Origin of the sequence: Amycolatopsis sp. NPDC051373 (genome assembly GCF_040689465.1) — a bacterium.
Classification (GTDB): Bacteria; Actinomycetota; Actinomycetes; order Mycobacteriales; family Pseudonocardiaceae; genus Amycolatopsis.
Genome location: NZ_JBFBAE010000008.1, coordinates 270,571 through 295,699, shown reverse-complemented (window position 1 = coordinate 295,699; position 25,129 = coordinate 270,571). Strand labels below are relative to the sequence as shown.

At 70.8% G+C, this 25,129-nt stretch carries 25 protein-coding genes and 1 pseudogene; 14 read left to right on the top strand and 12 right to left on the bottom strand.

The window, feature by feature from the left end; all coding sequences use genetic code 11:
• Positions 1-53: 53 nt before the first annotated feature.
• The 3 genes from AB0383_RS17555 to AB0383_RS17545 all read left to right on the top strand — a co-directional run bounded on the left by AB0383_RS17555 (position 54) and on the right by AB0383_RS17545 (position 1,818).
• Positions 54-362 (top strand): WhiB family transcriptional regulator, encoded by a 309-nt coding sequence (locus tag AB0383_RS17555; RefSeq protein WP_220245741.1) that lies wholly within the window; start codon positions 54-56, stop codon positions 360-362.
• Between the two features lie 257 nt (positions 363-619).
• The gene (locus tag AB0383_RS17550; RefSeq protein WP_220245742.1) at positions 620-973 is read left to right on the top strand and encodes an STAS domain-containing protein; all 354 of its coding nucleotides are present in this window, start codon (positions 620-622) and stop codon (positions 971-973) included.
• Between the two features lie 59 nt (positions 974-1,032).
• Positions 1,033-1,818, top strand: a complete 786-nt coding sequence (locus AB0383_RS17545; protein WP_366187901.1) for a metal-dependent hydrolase — start codon at positions 1,033-1,035, stop codon at positions 1,816-1,818.
• 319 nt (positions 1,819-2,137) lie between these two features.
• Here the strand turns inward: AB0383_RS17545 and AB0383_RS17540 are convergent, their stop codons facing one another.
• Positions 2,138-2,917 (bottom strand): nuclear transport factor 2 family protein, encoded by a 780-nt coding sequence (locus AB0383_RS17540; protein WP_366187867.1) that lies wholly within the window; start codon positions 2,915-2,917, stop codon positions 2,138-2,140.
• Positions 2,918-3,021: 104 nt separating this feature from the next.
• On the opposite strand from AB0383_RS17540, the gene AB0383_RS17535 reads away from it, so the two are divergent.
• Together AB0383_RS17535 and AB0383_RS17530 are read left to right on the top strand one after the other, a co-directional pair.
• Positions 3,022-3,582: a TetR/AcrR family transcriptional regulator gene (locus AB0383_RS17535; protein WP_364171918.1), complete on the top strand. Its 561-nt coding sequence runs from the start codon at positions 3,022-3,024 to the stop codon at positions 3,580-3,582.
• 837 nt (positions 3,583-4,419) lie between these two features.
• Positions 4,420-4,791, top strand: coding sequence for a hypothetical protein (locus AB0383_RS17530; protein WP_366187866.1), 372 nt, complete (start codon positions 4,420-4,422; stop codon positions 4,789-4,791).
• Between the two features lie 470 nt (positions 4,792-5,261).
• Here AB0383_RS17530 and AB0383_RS17525 read toward each other — a convergent pair.
• Both AB0383_RS17525 and AB0383_RS17520 read right to left on the bottom strand, forming a co-directional pair.
• Positions 5,262-6,888, bottom strand: a pseudogene (locus AB0383_RS17525) (ABC transporter permease).
• Positions 6,885-7,778, bottom strand: coding sequence for an ABC transporter ATP-binding protein (locus AB0383_RS17520; protein ID WP_366187865.1), 894 nt, complete (start codon positions 7,776-7,778; stop codon positions 6,885-6,887). Before AB0383_RS17520 ends, AB0383_RS17525 begins: the two are co-directional and overlap by 4 nt.
• A gap of 94 nt (positions 7,779-7,872) precedes the next feature.
• Between AB0383_RS17520 and AB0383_RS17515 the strand changes: the two genes are divergently transcribed.
• Positions 7,873-8,361 (top strand): MarR family transcriptional regulator, encoded by a 489-nt coding sequence (locus tag AB0383_RS17515; protein ID WP_354872906.1) that lies wholly within the window; start codon positions 7,873-7,875, stop codon positions 8,359-8,361.
• A 4-nt stretch (positions 8,362-8,365) separates the two neighbouring features.
• Here the strand turns inward: AB0383_RS17515 and AB0383_RS17510 are convergent, their stop codons facing one another.
• On the bottom strand, positions 8,366-8,938 hold the full coding sequence (locus AB0383_RS17510) for a helix-turn-helix domain-containing protein (protein ID WP_366187864.1): 573 nt from the start codon (positions 8,936-8,938) through the stop codon (positions 8,366-8,368).
• A gap of 93 nt (positions 8,939-9,031) precedes the next feature.
• Here AB0383_RS17510 and AB0383_RS17505 point away from each other — a divergent pair, with 93 nt between their 5' ends.
• The 6 genes from AB0383_RS17505 to AB0383_RS17480 all read left to right on the top strand — a co-directional run bounded on the left by AB0383_RS17505 (position 9,032) and on the right by AB0383_RS17480 (position 15,286).
• Positions 9,032-9,655, top strand: a complete 624-nt coding sequence (locus tag AB0383_RS17505) for an NAD(P)H-binding protein (RefSeq protein ID WP_366187863.1) — start codon at positions 9,032-9,034, stop codon at positions 9,653-9,655.
• 87 nt (positions 9,656-9,742) lie between these two features.
• Complete coding sequence (locus tag AB0383_RS17500; protein ID WP_366187862.1) at positions 9,743-10,510, top strand: SGNH/GDSL hydrolase family protein; 768 nt, start codon at positions 9,743-9,745, stop codon at positions 10,508-10,510.
• Positions 10,511-10,611: 101 nt separating this feature from the next.
• A complete protein-coding gene (locus AB0383_RS17495; protein WP_366187861.1) occupies positions 10,612-10,749 on the top strand; it encodes a hypothetical protein in 138 nt (45 codons plus the stop codon).
• Between the two features lie 809 nt (positions 10,750-11,558).
• A complete protein-coding gene (locus AB0383_RS17490; protein WP_364171901.1) occupies positions 11,559-12,164 on the top strand; it encodes a sigma-70 family RNA polymerase sigma factor in 606 nt (201 codons plus the stop codon).
• Positions 12,161-12,643 carry a carboxypeptidase regulatory-like domain-containing protein gene (locus AB0383_RS17485; protein WP_364171899.1) on the top strand — a complete coding sequence of 161 codons (483 nt, stop codon included), beginning with the start codon at positions 12,161-12,163 and terminating at the stop codon, positions 12,641-12,643. Before AB0383_RS17490 ends, AB0383_RS17485 begins: the two co-directional genes overlap by 4 nt.
• 51 nt (positions 12,644-12,694) lie before the next feature.
• Positions 12,695-15,286 (top strand): CHAT domain-containing protein, encoded by a 2,592-nt coding sequence (locus tag AB0383_RS17480; protein ID WP_366187860.1) that lies wholly within the window; start codon positions 12,695-12,697, stop codon positions 15,284-15,286.
• A 4-nt stretch (positions 15,287-15,290) separates the two neighbouring features.
• Here the strand turns inward: AB0383_RS17480 and AB0383_RS17475 are convergent, their stop codons facing one another.
• Entirely contained in the window at positions 15,291-16,016 is a 726-nt protein-coding gene (locus AB0383_RS17475; RefSeq protein WP_366187900.1) for a polysaccharide deacetylase family protein, read from the bottom strand.
• Positions 16,017-16,114: 98 nt separating this feature from the next.
• A complete protein-coding gene (locus tag AB0383_RS17470; protein ID WP_366187859.1) occupies positions 16,115-16,567 on the bottom strand; it encodes an SRPBCC family protein in 453 nt (150 codons plus the stop codon).
• 72 nt (positions 16,568-16,639) lie between these two features.
• On the opposite strand from AB0383_RS17470, the gene AB0383_RS17465 reads away from it, so the two are divergent.
• Positions 16,640-18,601, top strand: a complete 1,962-nt coding sequence (locus tag AB0383_RS17465; protein WP_366187858.1) for an FUSC family protein — start codon at positions 16,640-16,642, stop codon at positions 18,599-18,601.
• A gap of 7 nt (positions 18,602-18,608) precedes the next feature.
• Here AB0383_RS17465 and AB0383_RS17460 read toward each other — a convergent pair whose 3' ends face one another.
• The 4 genes from AB0383_RS17460 to AB0383_RS17445 all read right to left on the bottom strand — a co-directional run bounded on the left by AB0383_RS17460 (position 18,609) and on the right by AB0383_RS17445 (position 22,462).
• Positions 18,609-18,842 carry an antitoxin gene (locus AB0383_RS17460; RefSeq protein ID WP_366187857.1) on the bottom strand — a complete coding sequence of 78 codons (234 nt, stop codon included), beginning with the start codon at positions 18,840-18,842 and terminating at the stop codon, positions 18,609-18,611.
• 83 nt (positions 18,843-18,925) lie between these two features.
• The gene (locus AB0383_RS17455) at positions 18,926-19,879 is read right to left on the bottom strand and encodes a prephenate dehydrogenase (RefSeq protein ID WP_366187856.1); all 954 of its coding nucleotides are present in this window, start codon (positions 19,877-19,879) and stop codon (positions 18,926-18,928) included.
• 46 nt (positions 19,880-19,925) lie between these two features.
• Positions 19,926-21,923 carry an NADPH-dependent 2,4-dienoyl-CoA reductase gene (locus tag AB0383_RS17450; protein ID WP_366187855.1) on the bottom strand — a complete coding sequence of 666 codons (1,998 nt, stop codon included), beginning with the start codon at positions 21,921-21,923 and terminating at the stop codon, positions 19,926-19,928.
• Positions 21,920-22,462 (bottom strand): PadR family transcriptional regulator, encoded by a 543-nt coding sequence (locus tag AB0383_RS17445; protein WP_366187854.1) that lies wholly within the window; start codon positions 22,460-22,462, stop codon positions 21,920-21,922. The genes AB0383_RS17450 and AB0383_RS17445 overlap by 4 nt, the downstream gene beginning before the upstream one ends.
• Before the next feature lie 105 nt (positions 22,463-22,567).
• Here AB0383_RS17445 and AB0383_RS17440 point away from each other — a divergent pair, with 105 nt between their 5' ends.
• The gene (locus AB0383_RS17440) at positions 22,568-23,506 is read left to right on the top strand and encodes a patatin family protein (protein WP_364171885.1); all 939 of its coding nucleotides are present in this window, start codon (positions 22,568-22,570) and stop codon (positions 23,504-23,506) included.
• 144 nt (positions 23,507-23,650) lie between these two features.
• On the opposite strand, the gene AB0383_RS17435 is transcribed toward AB0383_RS17440, so the two are convergent.
• Both AB0383_RS17435 and AB0383_RS17430 read right to left on the bottom strand, forming a co-directional pair.
• Entirely contained in the window at positions 23,651-24,121 is a 471-nt protein-coding gene (locus AB0383_RS17435; protein WP_364171884.1) for a hypothetical protein, read from the bottom strand.
• Positions 24,122-24,244: 123 nt separating this feature from the next.
• Positions 24,245-25,093 carry an SAM-dependent methyltransferase gene (locus AB0383_RS17430; protein WP_364171882.1) on the bottom strand — a complete coding sequence of 283 codons (849 nt, stop codon included), beginning with the start codon at positions 25,091-25,093 and terminating at the stop codon, positions 24,245-24,247.
• Positions 25,094-25,129: the final 36 nt, after the last annotated feature.

Below are 25,129 nucleotides of genomic sequence, written 5' to 3'. Positions count from 1 at the left end.
ACCGGCGGGCATGTAGCGGTCGAAGTGCTGATCCCGGGAAAGGTGGGGACGAGATGGCTGACGTGAGCCGGCTGCCCAACGTGGTCGCCGAGGAATGGGAGTGGCAGCTGCAAGGTTCCTGCCGTGGCGCGGACAGCAGTCTGTTCTTCCACACCGACAACGAGCGCGGGTCCGCGCGCGAGCGTCGTGAGTCGCGCGCCAAGGCGATCTGCCAGACCTGCCCCGTGCTGGCGCAGTGCCGTAAGCACGCTCTGACCGTACAGGAGCCGTACGGCATCTGGGGCGGCCTCGGCGAGATCGAGCGCCGTGAGCTGTTCATGCGTGAACGCCGCGCCGCCAAGCGCGACCCGCTGTCCGCCTGACCCAGTCCCGAACCCGCCCCGCGTGCCCCGTCGGCACGCGGGTCGCTGTGCGCGCGGCCGTTCGCCGGAATGACCGTGCCGCCGTCCGGCTCTTGCCCGCCCGTGCCGTTGTCCGGGACAGTGGCGGCCGACGCGGCGGCAGTCACCCACTGGGTTAGGGTTGGACTTTCCAGATGCCTGGAACCGTGAACGGTTGCCGCTTGAGATACAGGCGCGTACCGGCGCAGCAGCAGCAGCGCCTGACGAGGAGAAACTGCATGCCCGCAGCCGACCAGAACGCCACCCCTCCCGGGTTCGGCATCACGCTGGACACCGAGGCCGCCGAGCCGCGGGTGGTGGTCAACGGTGAGCTCGACCTGCTCACCAGCCCGCAGCTGCAGGAAGCCCTTGCCGGGTTGATCGCGGACAAGAGCTCACAGCGCGTGGTGGCCGACCTGACCGGGGTGACCTTCTTCGACTCCTCGGCGTTGAACGTGGTCCTGCACGCCCAGCGGCAGGCCCGTGAGCAGGACGTCGAGCTCGCGGTGGTCCCCAGCTCGGCCGTGAGCCGCGTCATCGAGCTCACGGGAGTGGCCGAACACCTGAGCGTGTCGGAGGAACCGCCCGCCTGATCCCCGATACGGTCGCGCGGACCTGAATTCCGCTCGCGACCTGGGGGAGATCTACGATGATGGGGCGCACCCACGCCCTGACCGGCTGGTGCGCGGGCCTCGCCCTCGCGCCCGCGGTCGGCGCCGGTTCGTTGCACCAGGCGGCGGTCTTCGCCGCCACCACGGCCGGCTTCGCATTGCTCCCCGACCTCGACCACCCCGGCGCCAGCGCGTCCCGTCTCCTCGGCTGGCTGACGGGAGCGTTGTCGTGGCTCCTGCGCCGCGTCTCGTCGGCCGTGTACGCCCTGACGAAGGGCCCCCGCGACGAGAAGGTGACCGGCAAGCACCGCCACCTGTCGCACACCGTGCTCTTCGCGGCCGGGCTGGGTGCGCTCGCTTCGTGGGGCGCTTCCGCCGGTGGACCGTGGGCCGTGTTCGGTGTGATGCTCTTCGGTCTGCTGCTCGCGGAAGGCGCCCTGGGTGACTGGCTGTTGCCGGTCATCATCGGCGCCATCCTGTGGTGGTATCTGACCGCGCCGCCCGACCACGCCGCGCAGCTGCAGCAGATCTCGGGCTGGCTCGGGATCGCCGTGGCGGCCGGATGTTTCGTGCACTGCCTCGGCGACTCGCTGACGGAGTCGGGCTGCCCGTTCCTCTTCCCACTGCCCATCGCGGGCGAGACCTGGTACGAAATCCGGCCACCGAAGGTTTTCCGGCTGCGGACAGGCAAAAAGGTGGAGACGCGGTTGGTGTTCCCCATTTTCGTGGTCGTGGGAGTGCTCCTGGTGCCCGGCGTGTGGGGCTGGACGACCTCGACGGCCGAACGGCTTTTCAGCCCACCGGCGGCACAGACTGCGACGCAGTGATCCGCTTCCCGCTGCCGTCCCCGAGCACGGCGCAGTGGTTCGGCGACAGCGATTCGGCCCTGCGGACGCCGGATCGGCTGACCCTCGACAGCGGCCGGTCGCCGGCGGTCCTGCCCGTCGGCGCCGGTTTGGCGTCGATCGAGCAGCCCACGTTCACGTACCAGTCGCACGACGACGCTGCCATCGGGATCACGCCCGTGTTCGACGACAGCTTCTGGAATGGCCGGCCCCCAGCACGCGGTCACCGTCTACGGGACTTTCGCCGAGTGGTCCCTCGACGCGACCGGTTGGCTGGCCGGGCTCGCCACGCCTCTGCTGGTCACCGTGCAGCGGCGTTGATCCGCTTCGCTGCCGCGGCGGTGTCGGTGTAGTCGCGGGTGTGGACGATCTTGCCGTCGCGGATGGTCAGCACCATCACGTACGACGAGATGAACGCTTCGCCACCGAACTCGCCGTGGAGGTCGAACTCCGTGACGAGCACAGCCGGGTCGGTTGTTTCGTGCACGACGACGTTGTCCGCTTTGGTCATCCGGCGCACTGCGCCCGCGGCGCGGAACCGGCGGCGCAGCTCTTCGCGCCCGTGCGTCAGGCGCGGCACTCCGGCCGGCGTGAAGGGCATTTCCAGCACGACGTCCTCGGCATAGAGGTCGGCGAGGTCGTCCCAGCGGTTCTCCACGGACGCGTCCAGGAACCGCCGGAACACTGTCGCAGCACCGGTCATGGCGTGCGCCGCCGCGGTGTTGGGAAAGTCGCGGTACGCCGTGATCTCTCCATTGTGGACGGTCACCAGACCGACCGACGACGGAAACCCGTAGCTCTCACCGGTGTGCGGGTTGCGGCCCTCGACGGTGAGCTCGGCGACGAACCCGTCGGCCAGTTCGCGGATGCCGACCCGCACAGCGTCCAGCCCGAGCGCACGGGCGCGGACGGCGCCGTCGCCGAGCGTCGCCAGGATCGCTTCGCGGCCTTCGACGCGGTGGCCGTGGAAGGGGAGCTCGTACACGGCTTCGGTGGCGAAGACGTCGGCGAGCGGCGCGGGGTCGAGCGTCTGCATGCTGTGGACGAAGAGCTGCGAGATTTCGGACACGGTTCTGCTCATCAGGACTTCTCCGAGGAAGAATGAGGTTGAATCGGAACGGTGCACCCGGTTCCCACGATACGGAGTGAGCAGTCCGTTTGTCAACGAGATCGAGGAGGACGCCCGTGGACAAGCCAGTGCTGCGCGCCGACGCGCGCCGCAACCGGGCCCGGGTGCTGGCTGCCGCCGAGGAGGCTTTCGCGGCCGACGGGCTGGCCGTGCCCCTCGACGACATCGCGCGGCTCGCGGGCGTCGGCGCGGGCACGGTGTATCGGCATTTCCCCAGCAAGGAGGCGCTTTTTCAGGCCGTGGTGCTGGAGCGCCTGGAGCAGTTCGCTTTGGAAGCCCGCGAACTCGTCGACGCCGAAGACCCGGGCGCGGCGTTCTACGACTACTTCGCGCGCGTCATCAAGCAGGCCTCCCTCAACCGCGCGATCTGCGAAGCACTGGGCGCCACCACGGGCTCCGCGTACAAGGCGGAGATCGGCACCGAGTTCCGCACAAACCTGGCCGCCCTGCTCGAACGCGCGCAGGCGGCGGGAGCGGTTCGCACCGATCTCGATGGGGATGACCTGCGTGCGCTGATCGTCGGGGCTTTGGCGGTGGAGCGGTATTCGCCGGGTAGTCATCATCTGGTTCGTGTCCTGCTTGACGGGCTGCGCGCGGTTGGTTCGGCAGGTTCCTGAGGCTCCGCAGCGGTGAAGTCTCGCGGGTCGCGGGCGCCGTCCGGACCGACTTCGGCGCGGGGCCACGTGCCCGCGCTCATGGCCGGCGCTCTTGCGGTGGAGCGCTTTTCGCCCGGGTGTCATGACCGGATCCGAGTCCTGCTCGACGGCCTTCGTGCGGTTGGTTGAGTTTCCGCAGGGGTGAAGTCAGGCCGGATCGCGGGGGTGAGGCTCAGCGCCGGAATCGCGACCGGCGCGCCCGAGGTCATGGCTGAGGAGTCGTACCCAACGCCTGTGATCGCTGCGCCGCATCCAACCTCGAGCCCTGCCACCCTCGACTCTCTGTGACCTTTCCCCGCAACCCGCCGAGGTCCGCCCCGCGCGTTCGCCCGAGTTATCCACAGTGACACCGAGTTGTGGACAACTCGGGCCTCTGCGCAGCTTTTCAACGGTCCTGTCGGCACCGGCCGGTAGAATGGAGATGGGACGCCCCCCTTGGGAGGGCGGGGGTTTTGCCTGGTGAGCGCCTCGCAAAGGGCAATTGGCGGGCGCCGAGCGGGGCGCTGCCGTGGCGGTGAAGAGCTGCAGCGCCGGTGCGAGTGCCGCCAGAGCGGTCAGGGCCGCAAGGGGTGACGCTGGTGGCGAGATGAATCGGCAGAACCCGGTGGTGCTGAACAACGTTTGCTCCTGGGCAGAGCAGCCGGGACGCGTCACCGAGTACCTCGGATCTGCGGCGCGATGCCACCTGATCACAAACCTGATTCCAGCCAGCTCAACTTGCACAGCCTGTAACGGGGCATAAGATCAACGCGACTACTCCTCGTACCCGCGCGTCGGCTCGGCGAGGGAGGTGCCGGTTTGTCCAACACGGCTCCGACCTGGGGTTCTGTCGTCGTAACCGGGCTGGCCGGCTTTGCCGTCGGTCTGCTCGTGGCGGCACTCCTCGTGGCCGGGAACTCACCGACCCGTCCGGCCGATTCGTCTGTTCCGTCGTCGCCGCCACCCGCGCAGCCGGTCACGGTGACGGTGACTGGCCAGCCACCACCCCCGGTGACGGTCACGCAGTCGCAGTCGATGTCGGAACCCGCGCCGCCGCCGAGCACGACGACCGCGACAGTCTCCGTGACCCGCGAGCCGCCCGCGCCGGTGTCGGGATCGGGGTCGGGGTCGCCGACGTCGTTGCGTCCGACGTCGGTCATCGCGCCCAACGTCGCCTCGGCGCAGTGGTGATGCAACCAGCGGGCCGGCACCGCACGTCTGGCTGACGTGCGAAGACACCTAGCCGCTGTCCTCCTGCTCAGCCTCGCCGCCTGCAGCCCACCAACGCCGACGTGCCCCGCGATCGCCGCGCCCGCAGGATTGGCCATCGACGTGCCGGCAGGGCAGTTCAGCCGAGCCGAAGTGACCGCGTGCTGGGCCGCCCAGTGCACCCCGCGCCAGGTGGAGCTTCGAACAGCAACCACCCCCGGCCCCACCACCTGCACCCCGACCGCCTGCGCGGCGTCGGCCGTGCCGACCGGCGGGCGGTACGGGTTCGTCGAAATCCCCGGACTGCCCGCCGCGGCCGTTGACGTCAAGGTCGTGTTCGACGGTGGCGAACCCCAGCGAACGACCGTCCGCCCCCAGGCATCCCGAGCGAGCCACTGCGGCGAACCGGGAGTTCAAGCCCGCCTGGTCGTGGGGCCCGACGGGACCGTTCGCTAACCCACGTCCCGCCGGCGCCAGCCGAACAGGCCGAGCACCAGGCACACCACCGCGACCCCTAGCAGCCACACGATCGGCGTCGCCGTGAAAGCCGCGCCCGGGAGCTTCGGCGGGTGCTGGAACGGCGAAACGTCCAGCACTGCCTGCGGCGCGTTCACCACTGGCCCGAACAGGCTGATCAGCAGCCCCAGCGCGCCCGCGGCCCAGGCGAGGCCGGTGAACCGCGGCAGCAGCCCGAAAAGCAGCGTGCACACCGAAACGATCACCCACGTCGCCGGTACCTGCACCAGCACGGCCGTCAGCATGTCGGCCACGGAACCGCCGACATCGCCGGATCGCAGGCCGTGCGAAATGCCCAGCAGCACCCCGCCGACGAGTACCAGCAGCGCCGTCCCGACGTACGCGAACACGAGGTGGCTCGCGGCCAGCCGGAGGCGGCCGACGCGGGTGGCGAGGAGCGGTTCGAAGCGCACGCCCGTCTCCTCGGTGCGCATCCGCAGTGTCGCCTGGACGCCGTACAGCGCGCTGAGCATGGCGAACAGGCTCACCATCGTCGCGAGGAACGCATCGACGATCGCGTCGGAACCGCCGAGGCGCTCGAAGATCTGGCGCGTCTGCTCGGTGTCGCCGACGAGGCCGGAGATGCCGTTCGCGATGGAGCCGAACAGCGCGCCGCCGACAGCGAAGTCGATGACCCAGCCCAGCAGGGGGCCGCGTTGCAGTCGCCATGCCAGCGCGAACGGCGTGCGCAGTGAAGGCGCGCCACCCGCCGGCCCCGGACGGGGCGGCACCAAGCCGGTGCCGACGTCGCGTCGCGGCAGGAGGGCGTAACCGGCGGCGCCGAGCACCAAGCTGAACGCGACGGGCAGCAACAGCACCCACCAGCGTTCACCCGCGAAGGGGCGCACCTGCTGCGACCAGCCGATCGGCGAGAGCCACGAGAGCCAGTGGGCGTCGGACGTCGAGTCGCCCGCGCCGCGCAGCAGGAAGGCGACGCCGATCACGGCGGTGCCGATGCCGTTGGCCGTGCGCGAGTACTCGGCGAGCTGCACGGCCACCGCCGCGACGCCCGTGAACACCAGGCCCGCCGACGCCGTGCCCGCGCCGAAGGCCAGCGCGCCTTCGGCCGGCAGCTTCGCGCTGATCATGGTGCCGACCTGGATCACGCCGATCAGCACGCTCGCCGCGCCGGACACGAGGACGGCTGCCGTCAGTGCCGCGTAGCGACCGACCACAGTGGACGCCAGCAGCTCCGCACGGCCCGAGTCCTCCTCGGCGCGTGTGGCGCGTGATCGTGAAGACGGCCATCAGCCCGATGAGCAGCGCGAGGAACCCGCCCATGCGCCACGCGATGAAGCCGCCCGCCGTCGTGAGGTCGAAGGCCGGGCCGTAGAGCAGGGAGAACGACGGATTGGCCAGCGCGCCCGCGGTGAGCGCCGCGCGGCTGGCGGCGTCGGGGTAGAACTGATCGTAGCTCGACACCGTGGCGGCCGGGACGATGCTGAGCAGCACGATCCAGATCGGCAGGATCACGCGGTCGCGCCGCAGCGCCAGCCGCGTGAGGTGCCAGGTGCCGACGAGCGCCGTGTTCGAGGCCGGCGCCCGCGTGAGGGTCGCGGTCATTTCGCGGTCCCCTCGGTGTAGTGGCGGAGGAAGAGCTCCTCCAGAGTCGGCGGCTGGCTCACCAGGCTGCGCACGCCGACCTGCGTGAGCTGGCGCAACGCGTCGTCGAGCGAGCGCGTCTCGACGTCGAAGCGCACGCGGTTGCCGGTGACCTCGAGGTCGTGGATGTCGGCGAGCTTGGCCAGGCCGTTGGGTGGGCCGGCCAGCTCCGCGGTGATCGACGTGCGGGTGAGGTGGCGCAGCTCGGCGAGCGTGCCGGATTCGACGGTGCGGCCGTTGCGGATGATGCTCACCTCGTCGCACAACGCTTCCACCTCCGCGAGGATGTGGCTCGACAGCAGCACGGTGCGGCCCTGCGCGCGTTCCTCCTGGATGCACTCCTGGAACACGGATTCCATGAGCGGGTCGAGGCCTGAGGTCGGCTCGTCGAGGATCAGCAGGTCCACAGTGGACGCGAGCGCGGCCACGATGGCGACCTTCTGCCGGTTGCCCTTCGAGTAGGTGCGGCCCTTCTTGCGCGGGTCGAGGTCGAACCGCTCGATGAGGTCCTTGCGCCGGCTCTGGTCGAGCCCGCCGCGCAGGCGCCCGAGCAGGTCGATCACCTCGCCGCCCGACAGATTGGGCCAGAGGTTGACATCGCCGGGCACGTAGGCGAGGCGGTGGTGCAGGCTCGCCGCGTCGCGCCACGGATCGCCGTCGAGCAGGCTCACTTCGCCCGCGTCGGCGTGCAGCAGTCCGAGCAGAACCCGGACAGTGGTGGACTTCCCGGCGCCGTTCGGGCCGAGAAAGCCGTGGACTTCCCCCACGGGAACCTGGAGATCGAGGCCGTCGAGGGCCTTTGTCCGGCCGAACGACTTGTGAAGGCCGGAGATCGAGATGGCGTTTCCCATGTTTCGGAAGCTACACTCGTTTCACGAAGTTGTGAAGTTAAGAAAATGTCTGGATATAGTGATCATGGCCTGGGGTGTGCGAGAGGATGGACGGATGACGACGCAGCGAGACGAGGACGCCGTCCGCCGGTACGTCGAGAGCCTGGGCCTCGTGTTGTCGCAGATCGGCATGCAGCGCATGGCCGCCCGCGTCTTCGCGGCCCTGATGACAACCGACGAAGGTCAGCTCACGGCCGCCGATCTGGCGTCGCAGCTGTCGGTGAGCCCCGCGGCCGTTTCCGGTGCCGTGCGGTACCTGGAGCAGGTGGGGCTCGTGACGAAGGTCCGCGAGCCGGGCGAGCGACGTGACCACTACCGGCTCTACGACGACCTTTGGTACGCCACGTTCCTCAAACGCGACCGGTTCCTGATCATGTGGCGCGACGCGGCGGAGGAAGGTATCGACGCGCTGGGCGCGGACACGCCGGCCGGCAAGCGGCTGGCGGAGATGCAGGACTTCCTGTCGTTCGCGCTGAAAGAGATCACGAACCTTTACGACCGGTGGCACGAGGAGCGGGCGAAGCGGCGGGCTGCCGAAGCCTGACGGTTCACCGGAGGCCGGCGATCAGAGTCTTCGCCAAGCGGGCCGCGACGGCGTTGCCGCTGTCGGTGTCTTCGAAGGAGTCCAGGAAGGCCTGCTGGAAACACGCGCCGAGCAGCAGGCGCGCGGCCGCGGCGAGGTCGGCGTGGCCGGGTATGCGGCCGAGGGCGGCTTCGGCCCGCAGGTACGTCTCCACCAGGAGGATCGGCTGGCCGGGGCCGTGTCCGGTGCCGAGCGCGGCGCGGTGGGTGCGCAGGAGGTCGCGCGACGAGAAGATCGAGACGGAAATCGGGAAGCTCGCCCGGTAGAACTCGAGCGCGGTGCCGGCGAGCTCGGTCAGGTTCTGTTCCATCGACGCGTCGGCGGCGTGGCGCGTGAGGCGCTCGGCGGTGGCACCCAGTGCCGGCAGTTCCTCGCTCAGCACGGCGAGGAATAGCGCCGTCTTGTCGCGGAAGTGCTTGTACAGCAAGGCTTCCGAATACCCCGCGGCCTGCGCGATGGCCTTGGTTGTCGCGTGTGCGTAGCCCTGCTCGCGCATGACTTTGGCGGCTGCGGCGACGAGGTCCTGACGGCTTCCCAACGGTGCTCCCTGAGGACGTTCTCAGCGCGGTGAGTGTTCACTCACCCTACTTGGTGAGTGAACACTCACCCCTGGGTTCGAGGAGGAGCTGCCATGAAGATCACCGTTCTCGGCGCGAGTGGGCGGATCGGCACGCTGGCCGTGCGGGAGGCGCTGGCCCGGGGCTGGCACGTGACGGCCGTGGTCCGGTCGCCCGAGCGGCTGCACGTCGCGAGCCATCCGAGGCTGGACGTCGCGGTGCACGCGCTGGGCGACCCTTCGCTGGCCGAGGCGTTGCAGGGGCGCGACGCGATCGTGCTGGCGCTCGGGGCGCGCGACCGCCGTCCGACCACGGTGAACGCCGACGGCGCGCGAGCCGTGATCGCGGCGGCGGGGGCCACCCGGTTCGTCGCCGTGAGCGCGATCGGCCTGACGACCGAGGGCGACGACCCGTTCACGCGGTTCGTGGTCAAGCCCATTCTGGGTGCGTTGCTGCGCAACAGCTTCGACGATCTGCGCGTGATGGAGTCGGCGATCCGGGCCAGCGACCTGCGGTGGACGATCGTGCGTCCGCCTCGGCTCACCGACGGTCCGGCCGCGGGCCGCGTGCGCTTCAGCACGCACGGCGCGTTGCGTGGCGGCTTCGTCATTTCGCGCGCCGACGTCGCGACTTTCCTGCTCGACGCGGCGGAGGATACGGCGTTGATCGGGGAAACCGTCGGGATCGCGCGCGGTTGAGGGGCAGTTGTCCACAACTCGCTCTGGCTGTGGACAACTCGGCTTCGTGTGCCGGAACCGTCGGTGATCGTGTTTAAGGTCGGTGGCATGGCTCTCCTCCGGTTCTTCCTGTTCACCGCGCTGGCCCCGGTCCTCGCGGTGCAAGCGCTGCGCGTCCGCCGCGGCACCCCACGCCTGCCCGGCGCCGGCGGCCCAGCCGAGGGCGTCACCGGCGACGGTCCGGTGGTGCGGCTCGCCGTGCTCGGGGAGTCCACCGTGGACGGTGTCGGAGTGGCCGCGCACGCCGAGGGCCTCACCGGGCAGCTCGCGAACGAGCTCGCGTGCCGAGGTCTGCGGGTGCGCTGGCAGGCGGTCGGCCTGACGGGGGCGACCGCCGCCGTGGTCCGGGGCTCGCTGGTCGCGCGGCTGGCGCCGGCTGACGTCGTGGTGATCGCGCTCGGGGTCAACGACACCCTCGAGCTGCACTCGGCCGCGCGGTTCCGGCGCGACCTGCTCGGGGTGATCGTCGACGTGCGGCAACGGCTGGGGCCGGTGCCGGTGGTCCTGGCCGGGGTGCCGCCGATGGCGAGCTTCCCGTCGTTGCCACGGCCGCTGCGGGACGCGCTGTCCGCGCGCTCGACAGCGTTGGACACGGCGGCGGCCGAGCTCGCACGGCTGCCGGGCGTCACGTACTCGGCGATGACTCCCGACCTCCTGCACGAGGGCACGTTCGCCGAGGACCGCTTCCACCCGGGGCCGGTCGGGTACCGCGACTGGGCCGCGGTGCTGGCGCCCGAGGTGGCCGAGGCGGTGGCCGCCGCCCTACCGGGGGTCACGGTGGTTCCGCATCCGAGGGAGCCGCGCCAGCCCATCTGACCAGCGGAGACGAAACGTTCCCAGAAATCTTTGCTCTCCGTGTATCTGGGTGCACCCTTGTTGCGTCCTATGGGGCAGCCGAGGGAAAAAGGGAGATCCAGATGCCTGCCGAATCCACCGAAGAGAACACGCCGACCACCGCCCCGCCGGTCACGATCGGCGAGCCGCCCCACGGCGGCGGCACCACGCAGCCCGACGGTGCCCACGAGCCCTACGACGAGCCGACCACCGCGAAGTAGCGGGACGGGCGGCGCCCGGGGGCCGAGGGGGCTGCCGGACGCCGTCTGCCGGGCGGGTTCAGGGGAGGAGCCGTCCGGCCGGGTCCGATGGGGAGCGGACCCGTAGAAGAGGGAGGGGCGCGCCGGCCGGTGCGGGTGCACGCCCGCGCCGGTCGGTGCACGAAGTCGCTTTGGCTGGGCCACGGGGGAGCCGACCCACCACGAACGCCGACCATGACGACCAGGGCCGGTCCACTGGGTCGGGTGACGGACTGGCCGGTGCGGTTGTCGGCCCGGTGTACACACCGGACTGGACGATCGGCCGGGCTCGACGACTGACCGGGCCGGAGAACCAGACCGGTCCACGACGAGCCGGTCCGCCACCGCGGACCACGAGGACGGGGACCGGTGCACCAGACCGGCTCACCGAGACCGGGTGACTGTGGACCGGCCCACCAGGCCGGGTCACGGATATCCGGACCACGACGTACGAGGGCCGGTACCCACGCCGGCTCACCCAGACCGGGGACCGGTGCACCACGCCGGCTCACCGAGACCGGACGACCGAGGACCGGCCCACCAGGCCGGCCCGCACACGAGCGGGCCACCGAGAACCCGACGGTGACCCACTGATCCACCGCACCGACAGCACCGACCCGCAGCACCGCGACACACCGATCCACAACGACCCACCACGCCGGCCCACCACCCGAGTAAGTGACCCGATGTATCCCAGCCCTTCCTGTCTGCTCCTTCCCCGAGAAGGCCCGCGAGACAGACCCACGACACCGCCGCCGAACCCAACGCGCCTCACGAGCGAGGCAGATACGGTGACCGACGTGCAAACCACCGAGGTAGACCCGCCATGGGAAGGCCTGACCGGCGTCGACCTGCACGCTGCCTGCATGGAGGCGGCGCGGGGCGGTGACCGGCGGGCGATGGCGAAACTCGTCGACGAGCTGACGCCGCTCGTCTGGCACGTCGCGCGCGCGAACGGGCTGAACCGCCAGGTCGCCGAGGACGTCGTGCAGACGGTGTGGCTCGCTCTGTTCAGCCAGCTGGAGAAGCTGCGCGATCCGCGCGCGCTGGCCGCGTGGCTGATCACCACGGCGAGACGCGAAGCAGCCCACCCGTACGGGCGCCGCGTCCAGCCGGTGCCGTTGAGCGACGAGGTCGCCGAGAACCTCGAAAGCACCCATCCCGCGCCCGAGGACGAAGCCGTGCGCGCCGACAACGACCGACGGGTCTGGCGCGCCTTCCTCCGGCTGCCCAATCGCTGCCAGGAACTGCTTCGCCTCACTGTTCTCGCCGGCCGCGCCGAATACCAGGCGGTGGCCGAAGCGATGCGGATGCCGCGCGGCAGCATCGGACCCACCAGGGGTCGTTGCCTCGACACGATGCGCGATCTCCTCGCAGGAGAAGGGGGTGGCCGATGAACGACATCGGCGTGCCGGGAAGTGGCAGCGCTCTGCCTGACGACGAGACGCTGCTGGCCGACCTAGGCCGTTTCCTCGACGAACTGGACCCGCCACCGGAAGATCTGGTGCAGCGGGTCCAGTTCGCGCTCGAACTGGAGAACCTCGACGTCGAGATCGCGCGCTGGGAGCGTGCCGGCGAGCTCGCCGGCGTCCGCAGCACGGCCACGGGCACGATCACGTTCACGGTCAGCGACCTGACGGTGATGATCAACCTCACTCGCATCGGGAAGCTGCACCGGATCGACGGCTGGCTCGCGCCCGCCGGCGAGTACGAGGTGGAGATGCGCGTGGCCGACGAGGGCACGTTCTCCACCGTCGCCGACGAGGGCGGCCGGTTCGTGCTCGAGAACGTGCCGTGCGGGACCACGCAGATCCTGGTGCACCTCGGTGAGGGACCGCGCCGCCGAACTGTCGTGACTCCCACGGTCGTGCTCTAGAACCCGGACGGGCGTTACGGCGTGTCACGTGAGTGTGCTCAGATAGAGCGCGTGTCCGCGCCGTCGTCTCTTTCCGATCGAGTGATCGCGGAGGCGTCCGACTTGTACGCGCGGGGCCGAGCGGCCTCGTTCGACCAGCGGCCCGCGGTCGCCGTGCGTTTGTTCCGGCGAGCACTGAACCGCGTCTCGCGTGGTGAAGCTCCGGCTTCGCTGGAGATCCAGGTCCGGGTTCTCATCAGCCTGGGCGCGGCGGACGCCGAGGTGACCTCGACCGAGGCCGGTCTCGCACGCCTGGCGGCGGCGGAGACGGCGCGGCAACGCCTGCCCGCGGGCGAGACGCGCGCCGAGCTCGGCTTGATCGTCAACCTCCAGCGGGCTGTCGTGGTGATGCGCGCGGGCCGGTTCGCGGAAGCGCTCGTGCTCTACGACACCGTGATGCCGCAGCTCGAAGTCGGTGATCAGCTGCTGTTCCTGCGCACGCTCAACAACCGCGCGCTGGTGCACATGGCGCTGAACCAGCCGGCCGCGGCGCAGGCGGACCTGGTGCGCGCGCTCGAGCTGTCGCTCGCGCTCGGCCAGCCGCGGCTCGAGGGCAAGATCCGGCAGAACCTCGGTGATCACGCGCAGTTGCTCGGGGACGTCCCGCAAGCGCTGTTCCACTACGAAGAGGCAGCTCGGATCTTCGTCGACTTCTTCGAGGAAGAGTCACCCGGTTCGCTGGCGGTGGTGCGGCTCGACCAGGCTCGGGCGCTGCTCACCGCGGGTCTCGGCGAGGAAGCGGCGCGCCACCTCGACGAGGCGCTGCCGCAACTGCGCGCGAACGGGTCGGGCCAGCACATCGCCGAGGCCGAAGTCGCTCGCGCCGCCGCCGCGCTGCTGGAAGGCGACTTCGCGCTGGCGCGCAAGTTCGCGTCCGATGCGAGGCGCCGGTTCCTGCGCCGCGGCAACACGACGTGGGCCGAGATCGCCGGCCTCGCCCGGTTCCGCGCCGACGCCCACAAGATCCTCAGCACCCGCGACGCCCGGTCGACCCCGCGGCTGCCCGCCGAGCTCGTGGCGCTGGCCGAACGCCTGTCCGCGCTGGGGGTGCGGGACGAGGCGGCCGTGGCGCGGTTGCTCGCCGTGCGGCTCCTGTTGCGGCGCGAGGAGTTCGACGAGGCCGCGAAAGTGCTGGCCGGCGTGCCGAAGCCGCGCGAGACGGCGCCGATCGACCACCGGATGCTGTTCCGGCTGTGCCGCGCGGAGCTGGCCGTGGCCACGGGCCGGCCGCGGTCGGCGCTCGCGCAGGCGCGCGCCGGCCTTCGCGAGCTGGGCATGATCCGCGACCGCATGGGCGGGCTCGATCTGGTGTGCGGCACGGCCGTGCACGGTGAAGAGCTGGGCCGGCTCGCGATGCAGCTCGTGCTGCGCCGCGCTCGCAACAACGCCGCAGGTGCGCGCCGCATGTTCGCGTGGCTGGAACGCACGCGCGCGCAGGTCTACCGCTACGAGCCGCTGCCCGTGATCGAGGATCCGGTGCTGTCGAAGCACATCACGGCGATGCGGCACCTGCAGCGCACGATCCAGCGCGCCCGGGCCGAGGGCGAGCCCGTGAAGGCGCTGGAGCAGCGCTATTCCGCGCTGCAGCACGAAGCGAGCCGGCTCGGCTGGTACACGAGCCCGTGGGGCCGGCCGCGGCCGGTCGCCACGCCGGACGAGGTCGTGGAGCAGCTCGGCGACCGCGTGCTCGTGAGCCTGGTGCCCTACAACGGGCAGCTGTACTCGGTGGTCGTCGACCGCGGGTGGTTCCGGCTGCTGAAGCTCGGGCCGTACCAGGACATCGTGGAGACGGCGAAGCAGCTGCACGCCGACCTCGACGCTTTGGCGCCCGACCACCTGCCCCCGATGCTGGCCGAGACAGTGGCGGCGTCCGCCGTCCGGCGCGCGGACAAGCTCGACGCGTTGATCTCCGCGTCGCTGGTCAAGACGCTCGACGACCGCGAGCTGGTGATCGTCCCCATCGGGCAGCTGTACGCGATGCCGTGGGGTGCGTTGCCATCGCTGCGTGGCCACGCGGTGTCGATCGCGCCGTCGGCCACCGCGTGGATCACCGCCAAACGCGCCACCGACGCCGACGCCGTGCTGCTCGCGGGCGGCCCCGGCGTGCCCGGCGCGGTCGGTGAGGTGAGCAAACTCCGCTCGGTCTACCCGGACGCCCGCCTCGTCGACGGCTCCGGCGCCACCAGCTCCGCCGTCCTCGCCGCCCTCGACGGCACCCGCCTGGCCCACCTCGTCGCCCACGGTGCCCACGAGCCGGCCAACGCGTTGTTCTCCCGCCTCGAGCTCGTCGACGGCCCGCTGTTCGCCCACGAGACCTCGCGCCTCGCGAACCCGCCCGAACGCGTCGTCCTCGCGGCCTGCGAACTGGCCATGAGCCACATCCGCCCGGGCGAAGAAGCCCTCGGCTTCGCCGGCACGCTCCTGGCCAGCGGCTCCCGCACCGTCATCGGCGCCGTCGCCCGCGTTGGCGACCGCGCGGCGGCGGACACGATGGCCGACCTGCACCGGCGGCTGGCCGACGGCGCGCCGCCCGCGCTGGCTCTGGCGGAGGCGATCGCCGTGGACCCGCTGCGACGGCCGTTCGTGTGCCTGGGCGCGGGCTGAGGAACTAGGCCAGGAAGTCCACCAGCGGTACCGGCGTCAGTCCGTCCTTCTTGGCCTGCGCGAGAAAAGCTTCGTAGTCTTCCTTGAATGTCTTGCGGAAGTGCATCAGCACGATGTCGCCCGGGCGGAGCTTGTCGCCGACCTGGAACTGGACGTGTCCGTCGTTCACCGCGGCGGACCACAGCACGGCGACGCGCATGCCGCAGAGCTGTGCGGCGTGCAGGGTGTTCCGGTCGTAGTTGCCGAACGGCGGGCGGAACAACACCGGGCGCACGCCGAGCTCGTGCTGGAAGTCGTCGGCGTCGTCGCAGATCTGCTTTTGCTGGTAGGCCAGCGGTTTGCCCTTGAGGTCCGGGTGGTCGACGGTGTGGTCGCCCAGCGTCGCGCCCGTCGAGTCCAAAATGGACTTAAAGTAGGCCTCGTGGCCCTTCACGTACCGCTGGTTCAGGAACAGCACCGGGTGCCCGCCCGACTGCTGGATCAGGCCCGGAGCCGAGGGATCCTTGACGGCGCCGTCGTCCATGGTGATGAACACGTACGGCTTGGTGGTGGTGATGCGGCGGACCACGCCGACCTTGCCGTCGGCGATGGCGGGTGCCTTCTGTTGCACCGTGCCGAACGGGTACGGCCCCGACGGAGCCGGGTGCACAGCGCCGGGCGCGGGGTTCGGCTGGCTAGGGGGCGGCGCGACAACCGGCGCCGGCGCGGAGCAAGCCGCCACCACGAACAACCCGGCCACCACAGAACCCAGCTTCGTCACGCGTTTCACACGAGGGGAGACGTCGCGACGGCGGCTGGAGTTGAACCGCTGTGGCCCAGCGCACCCGGTCAGCGCCCGGAGTCGGCCGCTTTGACCAGTTGCGCCGAAAGGATCCGGATTGCACCGCGCAGTGCGGCGGCGGCGAAAGCTCCGGTTCCGGCCACGGACTCGGTGAACGAGCCCGTCCAGCGCAGGTCCGTGCCGCCCGCGGTGTTCGGGGTGAAGAACACTTCCGCGCGGTAGTCGCGCACGGGCCCGGAGCCGTCGAAGGTGTAGACGTGGCGCCGGTCGGGCTCGTACTCCACCGTCTTCTCCCGCAGCAGCACCGGCCACAGTCCCACTTCGCGGACGGCGCCGACGCCGTTGGGATCGTCGTCACCCCGCCGCGCCCAGCGCGCCTGCACGATCAGCGGACGGCCCCACTTCGACCACAGCGGACCCTCGGTTTCCAGGCGGAACAGGACTTCCGGCGGCGCCGTACTGACGCGGTTGACCTCGAACGAGTACGTACGGCCCGGCATCGTCGGCCCCTTCCGTCTTGTTGACGGGTTGATAATTAACCCGAGACGCTCAGCGTAGGTCAAGATGGGTGCGTGAGCCGCCCCGACTTCGCCGCGCCGCACTGGCTGGTCCAGCTCCTCCGCTCGAAACCGGTCCCGGTCCCGTGGAACATGGTCGCCCGCGCGGTCGTCGCGCTCGCCACGCCACTGGCCGTCGCGTACGCGGCCGGCGACATCGGCGTGGGCGCCCTGGTCTCCACCGGCGCGCTGCCCGCCGTGTTGTCCGAGGCCGCCGGGCCGTACCGCTACCGCGCCCGCCGGCTGGGCGGCGCGACGCTCGCGGCGGCCGGCGGCTACCTCGTCGGCCTGCTTACGGGCGCGGTTCCGGCGTGGTCGATCCCGGCGATCGTGGTGATCGCGGCGGTGTCGGCGCTGATCAGCGCGGCCGGCAGCAACGCGTCGGTGGCGGCGCTGCAGATGTTCGTCTTCTGCGTGCTCGGCACCGCGCAGCACGCGACGGGCCTGAAGATCGAAGAGCTGTTCGGCTACTTCTGCCTCGGCGCGGCCTGGAGCCTGTTCGTGGCGCTGGTGACGTGGACGGTCCGCGGCACAAGCCCTGAACGCACCGCCGTCGCGCAGGTCTACATCGAGCTCGCCGCGATGCTGTCGGCCACCGACGAGCCGACGTCGCGCGTCGCCCGCAACCAGCTCACCACGGCCATGAGCACCGCGTACGACCGGCTGCTCACCGCGCGCTCGTGGCTCTCGGGCCGCGACGCCGCGTACCGCCAGTTGCTGAACCTGCTGTCCGCGACCACGCCGGCCGTCGAGGCGTCCGTCGCGATGGTCAACGCCGGGCACCGGCCGCCGCCCGAGGTCATCGACTACCTCACCGGCGCGGCCGCGTCCGTGCTCGCGACCCAGCCGCTGCCCGCGCCGCCGCCGATGCCCGAGGACGACCTCGACCCGGTCGAGTCCGCGCTCTACGCCGGCCTCGCCCGCATCGAGAAGGGCGACAACCGGCAACGACGTGCGCCCGCCTCGCCGTATCAGCGTCTTCGCGAGTGGTTCGGCTCGCTCGCGTCCGGCCCGCTGACGTGGCTGGTGGCCCTGCGGCTCACGGTGTGCGTGGCGGTGGCCGAGGTCGTGGCGCTGATGGTGCCGTTCGAGCGCTCGTACTGGATCACGCTGACGGTCGGCGTGGTGCTGAAACCCGACTTCGGCTCGGTCTTCGGCCGCGCGCTGCTGCGCGGTATGGGCACGATCGCGGGTGTCGGCATCGGCGCGATCGTGCTCGCCATCGGCGCGCGCGGCTGGGTCCTGGTGGTGCTGATCGCCCTGTTCGCGGGCGGTGCCGCGATCGGGAAGGTGCGCAACTACGGCATGCTCGGCACCTTCGTGACGCCACTGATCATCCTGCAGATGGACCTCGCCCAGACGGGCAGCTGGTCGGTCGTCCTCGCGCGGTTGCTGGACACCGTCACCGGCTGCGTGATCGTGCTGCTGATCGGCTACCTGCTCTGGCCCGGCTCCCGCCGCCCGCGGGTCGGCGGCCGGCTGGCGGACAGCTTCGACACAGTCGCGGCTTACGTCCAAGCCGCCCTCGTCCTCAACTCGACCCCCGAGGCCCGGCTGGCCCGTTCACGCTCCCGCCGCGCGGCCTACCGTGCGCTCGCGGACCTGCGCACGGCGTTCCAGCAGGTCATCGTGGAGCCCTCACCCGCGGGCCGGCACGCCGTGGCGTGGTGGCCGGTGATCGCGGGGCTCGAGCGTGTGGCGGACGCCGTCACTGAGGTCTCCGTGACGCTCGGCCGCGGCGTGCCGGCCCCGTCACCCGCAGAGATCGCACTGGTCACCGACGCCTTGGCCGAGCTCGCGGCGGCCGTGCGCGAGCAACGTGAGCCGGGCTCGGTGCCCCTGCCCGACAGCGCGCAACTCTCCGGCGTCGTCGACCAGCTCGGCTCGACGTTCGACGCGGTGCGCGGTCCGGACCTCGTGGAAACCGCCCCGCTGCGGCTGGTGCGCCGGTTCCTGCCCTATCACCGGCGCACCTGACCACCGCTTACTGCTGCGGCGGCTGCGGGGGCTGCTGACCCTCGTCGGGCTTGTCGGTGCCGGCGAGCTTGCCGAGGAAGTCCTTGGCCTTCTCGACGCCGCCGTCGATCTGCGAGTCGTGGCCGCTCGTCTTGGACTTGGCGAACCCGGCCGCCTTGTCGAGGCCCTGCTCGATCTTGTCGCTGTTGTCCCGCAGGGCCTCGGTGGCTTTGTTCTTGAGCTCGTCGAAATTGATGCCCATGTTCGTTCGCTCCCCAATCCCGGAGTTGACGCCCCCATCGTCACACAACGGACGCCCCCGGCAACTCCGGCGAATTCCCTGGGTTAGTTGACTTCGCCGCTCGCCACGCCGTCTTCCAACGCGGTGATCCGGCCACCCCGCTCGCCCAGGCCGATCAGCGCCTCGCGCGCGTCCGGGGCTGACAACGTGACGCGGACACCCGAGCGGGCGGCATCGTGGGCGGTGGAGTAGGCCAGGGCGCCGTCGTGGCCGGCCTTGATGGTGGCGGCCAGGCCGCCGGTGGAGGCCAGCGAGCCGCGGGCGGCGCCGAGGCGGCCGAGGGCCTCGTCGACGATGGGCAGCAGCGCGTCGCGGTTGCCTTCGGTCATGGCGCGGACCAGTTCGGGGCTGGAGCCGGCCACGCGGGTGCCGTCGCGGTACGAGCCGGCGGCCAGGGACATCGCGAGTGGCCCGCCCTGGGCGCCGATGGTGGCCAGGATCGCGGCGAACAGGTGGGGGAGGTGCGAGATCCGCGCGACGGTCTCGTCGTGCGAGTCGGCGGGCAGCGGCACCGCGAACGCGCCGACGTCGAGCACCAGCCGGGTCACCTCGGCCCACGCTTCGAGATCGGTGTCCTCCTCGACGCCGACGACCCACGCCGCGCCCTCGAACAGCGAAGCGTTGCCCGCGAGCCAGCCCGACTCGGCCGTGCCCGCCATCGGGTGCCCGCCCACGTAGCGCGTGTACGGCGCGCGCCGCCTCACGGCGTCGAGCATCGGCCCCTTGACGCTCACCACGTCGGTGAGCACGCAGTGCGGCGCGTGCTGCGCGACCAGCCGCAACAGGTTCTCGACGGCCGGCAGCGGCACGGCGAGCACGATCAGCGCCTCGGCCGACTCCGCCCGGTGCAGCGCGGCTTCCACGTCGGTGGTCACGTCGTAGCCGGCGCGGCTGGCGGCGTCGGCGTCCACTTCGGACACCGCGGCGCCCCACGTGGTCCTGCCGCCGGCCACGCTCGCGCGCAGCAGCGACCCGCCGATGAGCCCGAGTCCGATCACGCACACATCTCGCACGGGGCTCATCCTGCCAGTGGCCGCAACCCGGCTACAGCGTGGCCGCCAGGCGCGTGCCCTGGTCGATGGCGCGTTTCGCGTCCAGCTCAGCCGCCACCTCGGCGCCGCCGATGAGGTGCACCGGCGCCGAACCCAGCGCGTCCGCCAGATCGCGCACGGGCTCCTGACCGGCGCAGACCACCACCGTGTCCACCTCCAGCAGCCGCGGCTTCCCGTCGACGGTCACGTGCAGCCCGGCGTCGTCCACCCGCTCGTAGGTGACGCCGGAGATCCGCTCCACGCCCTTCGCCTTCAGCGCCGCCCGGTGCACCCAGCCCGACGTCTTGCCCAGCGACGCCCCGATCGGCGTCTTCTTGCGTTGCAGCAGGTAGACGGTCCGCGGCGACGGTGAAGGCCGCGCCACTCCGAGGCCGCCGGCAGCGAGCGCGGGATCCGTGACCCCCCACTCCGTCAGCCACTCGTCGCGGGTCAAGGTCGCCGACGTGAGGAACTCGCTCACGTCCACCCCGATCCCGCCGGCCCCGATCACGGCGACCCGCGACCCGACCGAGGCGCCACCTCGCACGACGTCCACGTAGGACACCACCCGGGGATGGTCGATCCCCTCGAGCGCCGGCACCCGCGGCACGACGCCAGTGGCCAGCACGACCTCGTCGAACCCGGTGAGATCCTCGGCCGACGCACGCCGTCCGAGGTGCACCTTCACACCCGTGACCTCCAGCCGCCGCGCGTAGTAGCGGATGGTCTCGGCGAACTCCTCCTTGCCCGGGATCCGGCGCGCGATGCCGAACTGGCCGCCGATCTCGTCGGCCGCCTCGAACAGCTCGACGCGGTGGCCGCGCTCGCCCAGCGCCGTCGCCGCCGCGAGCCCGGCCGGCCCGGCGCCGACCACGGCCACGTGCTTCGCGCGCCGCGTCGGCGACAGCACCAGCGTCGTCTCGTGGCCGGCGCGCGGGTTGACCAGGCACGACACGGGTTTGCGGCTGAACGCGTGGTCGAGGCAGGCCTGGTTGCACGCGATGCACGTGTTGATCTCGTCCTCGCGGCCTTCCTCCGCCTTGCGGACCCACGACGGGTCGGCGAGGAACGGCCGCGCCAGCGACACGAGGTCCGCGTCGCCGCTCGCCAGCACCTCTTCGGCAACCTGCGGCATGTTGATGCGGTTCGACGTCACGACCGGGATCGACACGTGCGGCTTGAGCTTCCCGGTCACCCACGTGAACGCGGCGCGCGGCACCGACGTCACGATCGTCGGCACGCGCGCCTCGTGCCAGCCGATGCCGGTGTTGATGATGGTGGCGCCGGCGGCTTCCACTTCCTTCGCCAGCGCCACGACGTCGTCCCAGCTCTGCCCGCCTTCGACGAGGTCGAGCATCGAGAGCCGGTAGATGATGATGAAGTCCGGGCCCACCTTTTCGCGCGTGCGCCGCACGATCTCCACCGCGAACCGGCGGCGCTTCCGGGCGGAGCCGCCCCAGCCGTCGGTGCGCTTGTTGGTGCGCTCGGCCAGGAACTGATTGATCAGGTAGCCCTCGGAGCCCATGATCTCGACGCCGTCGTACCCCGCCTCGCGGGCGAGCGCGGCGCAGTCGGCGAACGCGCGGATCGTCCGCTGCACGCCGTAGCCGGTCAGCGCGCGCGGGCGGAACGGGTTGATCGGCGCCTTGAGGCTCGACGCGGAGACGCTCAACGGGTTGTACGAGTAGCGGCCCGCGTGCAGGATCTGCAGCGCGATCTTGCCGCCGACCTCGTGCACGGGCGCGGTGAGCTGCCGGTGCTCTTTCGCTTCCGCCGTCGTCGAAAGCTTCGAGGCGAACGGCAGCAGCCAGCCCGTGCGGTTCGGCGCGAACCCGCCCGTGACGATCAGGCCGGCGGCACCGCGGGCCCGCTCGGCGTAGTACTCGGCGAGCTGCGGGAAGTGGGCAGCGCGGTCTTCGAGGCCGGTGTGCATCGAGCCCATGAGCACGCGGTTGCGCAGGGCCGTGAAGCCGAGGTCGAGCGGTTTCAGGAGGTGGGGGTAGGGCGTCATCGGGCGTCCTTCTCGTCGGATTGGAGCGCGTTCAGGACTTCGTCGAGCCACTCGACCTGGCCTTCTTCGACCCGGATTCCGCCGCGCAGCACGAGGTATTGGTTCAGGGCGCGGCCGCTGGTGGGTGCGGGGAAGTCGCGTTTCTCGATCCGGCGGTACGCGTCGAGCCGCTCGGCGTGGGCCGCGCGGTGCCGCGCCAGTTCTTCGGCGACGGCGTTTTCGTCTCCGAAGGAAGCCCCACGGAGCTTCACCGCCAGCTCCTGCGGTCCGGCTGATGCGTTGGGCTCCGCGAGCCACCGACGCAGCTCGGCCTGCCCGGCCGCGCTGACGGTGTGCACCTTTTTGTCCGGCCGCCCGTCCTGCGCGACGGTCTCGACCGCCACCCAGCCGGCCTCTTCCATCCGCTTGAGCACGCGGTAGATCTGCTGGTGGGTGGCGCTCCAGAACAGGCCGATCGACTTCTCGAAGCGGCGCGCGAGCTCGTAGCCCGAACCCGAGCGTTCGGACAGCGAGACGAGGATCGCGTGCTCCAGTGCCATGGCCTTCAGGTTGCTATGCAACTAGGTGCAGTGCAACCTGTTGCAACGCAGGTCACCCGGCAGGGTGGGGCAAATCGGGTCGACGAATGGCGTGAACCGGCCAGGATGGACATCGTGCACCCGGTTCTGGAACTGATCAACGAACGGCTGGCGTCGGGCAGCGTGCCGGGGGAGCGGAGTGACGACCGCCGCCTGGTGCTCGCGATCGAAGGGGGCAGCAGCCGCGGCACGTACTCGAGCGGCATGGTCCTGGCCCTGGACGAGATTGGCGCGACACCCGCGTTCGACGCGGTCTACGGCTCGTCGGCCGGAGCCTTGAATGCCGCGTGGCTGCTCTGCGGACGCTCCCAGACGGGCGTGCGCACCTGGTGGAACCCCACGGTGATGCGCCGGATCATCAACCCGCTCCAAGCCCTGCGCGGCAAGTCCGTGATCGACCTGGACTACCTCGTGCACCAGGTGTATTCGGTGCTGGAGCCCATGGACTTCCCGGCGATCCTGGCCAACCCCGTCACGTTCCACCCCTTGGCGACCGACGCGGACACCGGCGAGTCCACCGACCTGCACCCGTTCATTTCCGAGGTCGCCGACATCAAGACCGCCTTGGCGGCCTCGTCGTGCATGCCCGTGCTCGCCGGCCCGCCGATCGCGATGGGCGGCCGTCGTTTTGTCGACGCGGGTGTGGCGGAGCCGCTGCCCTTTCGGACCGCTTTGGCTCAGGGCGCGACAGACGTGCTGGTCTTGCGCACCCGCCGGTCGGACGAGCTGCCGGCCCCGCCGCCGCGGGTGCAGGACGTCGTCGTGCCGCGGTTTTTGCGCCGCCACGCCCCGGGCACGGTCAACGCGTGGCGGGAGCAGTACACCCACGATCTCGACGACGAACGCCTGCTGCGCGAGGATTCGCGCCTGGCGAGCATCCGGCCGCCCGCCGGCTCTCCGGCCGTGGGGGCGCTGGAACGCGACCCCGCGGTGTTGCGGCGGGCGGTGGAGCTGGGCCGGGAAGCGGTGTACAGCGCGTTGGAAGTGCTGCGGGAGGCTTCCTGACGGTCAGCCCTCACGCGACTTCCGCCGCACCCGCTCGGTGCGCTCTGCGGCGGCTTCGGGTGTGGTCATCCCCTTCCGTGGTTGCGCCGGTCCTTCTCGTAGCTCAGGGCCTTCTTCTCCTGCGGGCTCTTGCGCGCCACCGCGTCAGGCCGCCACGACGTGGTTGGCCCTCGACTGGACCACCAGCCTCTGCGCGCCCAGCGACACCGCGAGGTACAGCAGGATCGAAGCGCTCCCGAGGCCCTTCGCCGGGCTGTTCGCGTCGATCACGAAGTCCAGTCCGATGTGGATGGCGATGGCGACCACCCACAGGGCGACGGTGAGCCACGTGCCCTGGCGCCAGAGCTGGCCGTCGGCGCGCCAGAGGCGGACGGTGTACGCGCGGACGAGGCCGAAGAGGGCCGCGATGACCAGGCTGCCGATGAGCAGCAACACGGCGGGCGTACCCGGGGTGCCGCCCTTGAAGAACGACGCGAGGGACACCACGCCGAGCACGGCGAGGATCAGCAGGACGGTCGGTTTGCGGTCTTCGCGCACGAGGCGTTTCTGCGTCTGTCGCCAACACAGCCACGCCAGCACGACGAGTCCGATGAGGATGTTGACGGTGTTGCTCACGGTGGTCCCCTCCAGGCAGAACTCAAGGTGAGCACCAGCTTGGCGGGCAGCGAGCCGGGAAGCGTCAAACCCAGGGTTGATCCCAGGTCGGTTTCACTCCACCACGGCCAGCCCGCAAACCGGTCATAGCGATGGTTTCCGCGCCACCCCACCGATCACGCGCGACTCCGAAGGCGCCTTCGCGAACACGGTGTCGCGGTCGGGGTGCCACGCCGGCGCGTAGACCAGGCCCGGCTCCAGCAGCGGCCACCCGCCGAAGAAGCGCGAGAATTCCGCCAGGTTGCGCAGAACGCCGGGGTTCGTCGTGGACTCGTAGTACTCCAGCAGATCGGCCAGTGCCTGGCGTTCGTCGTCGTCCACGGGGTTTTCGTTGGTCATCTGCGAGAGCACCAGCAGTGAGCCGGGAGCCACGCGGTCGCGGTAGAAGGACAGGATGCCGTCCGGGTCCTGGTCGTCCTTGATGAAGTGCAGCACCGCGTTCACGATCAGCGCGACGGGCTCGCGCACGTCGATCACGTCCGAGTCCATCACGCGCTCCCACAGCTCTTCCGGCTGCAGCAGGTCCGCGGCGATGGCCTGGTGGCGTTCCTCGTCGGCGGTGTCGGCGAGCAGGATCTGCGAGTGCGCGAGGGCGACGGGCTCGTTGTCGATGTAGAGCACGTGCACGTCGTGCTCCGGGCGCTCGGCGTCGGCGACCTCGTGCACGTTGCCCGCCGTCGGCAGGCCCGAGCCGATGTCCACGAACTGCCGAATCCCGGCGCGCACGCTCTGGCGCACCGCGCGGCCGAGGAACTGCCGGCTGGTCAGGCAGTAGTCACCCATGAGTGGCAGCCGGGCCCGCACCTTCTCGGCGAACTCGCGGTCGATCGCGTAGTTCGTGTTGCCACCGATGAAGTAGTCGTAGATCCGGGCCGCGGACGGCCGGTCCAGACTGCCTTCGACTGCGCGCAGCGCTTCGTCTCGTTCGATCATCGCCGTCCTCACCGCTCGGGTCGCGCCCATGCTAAC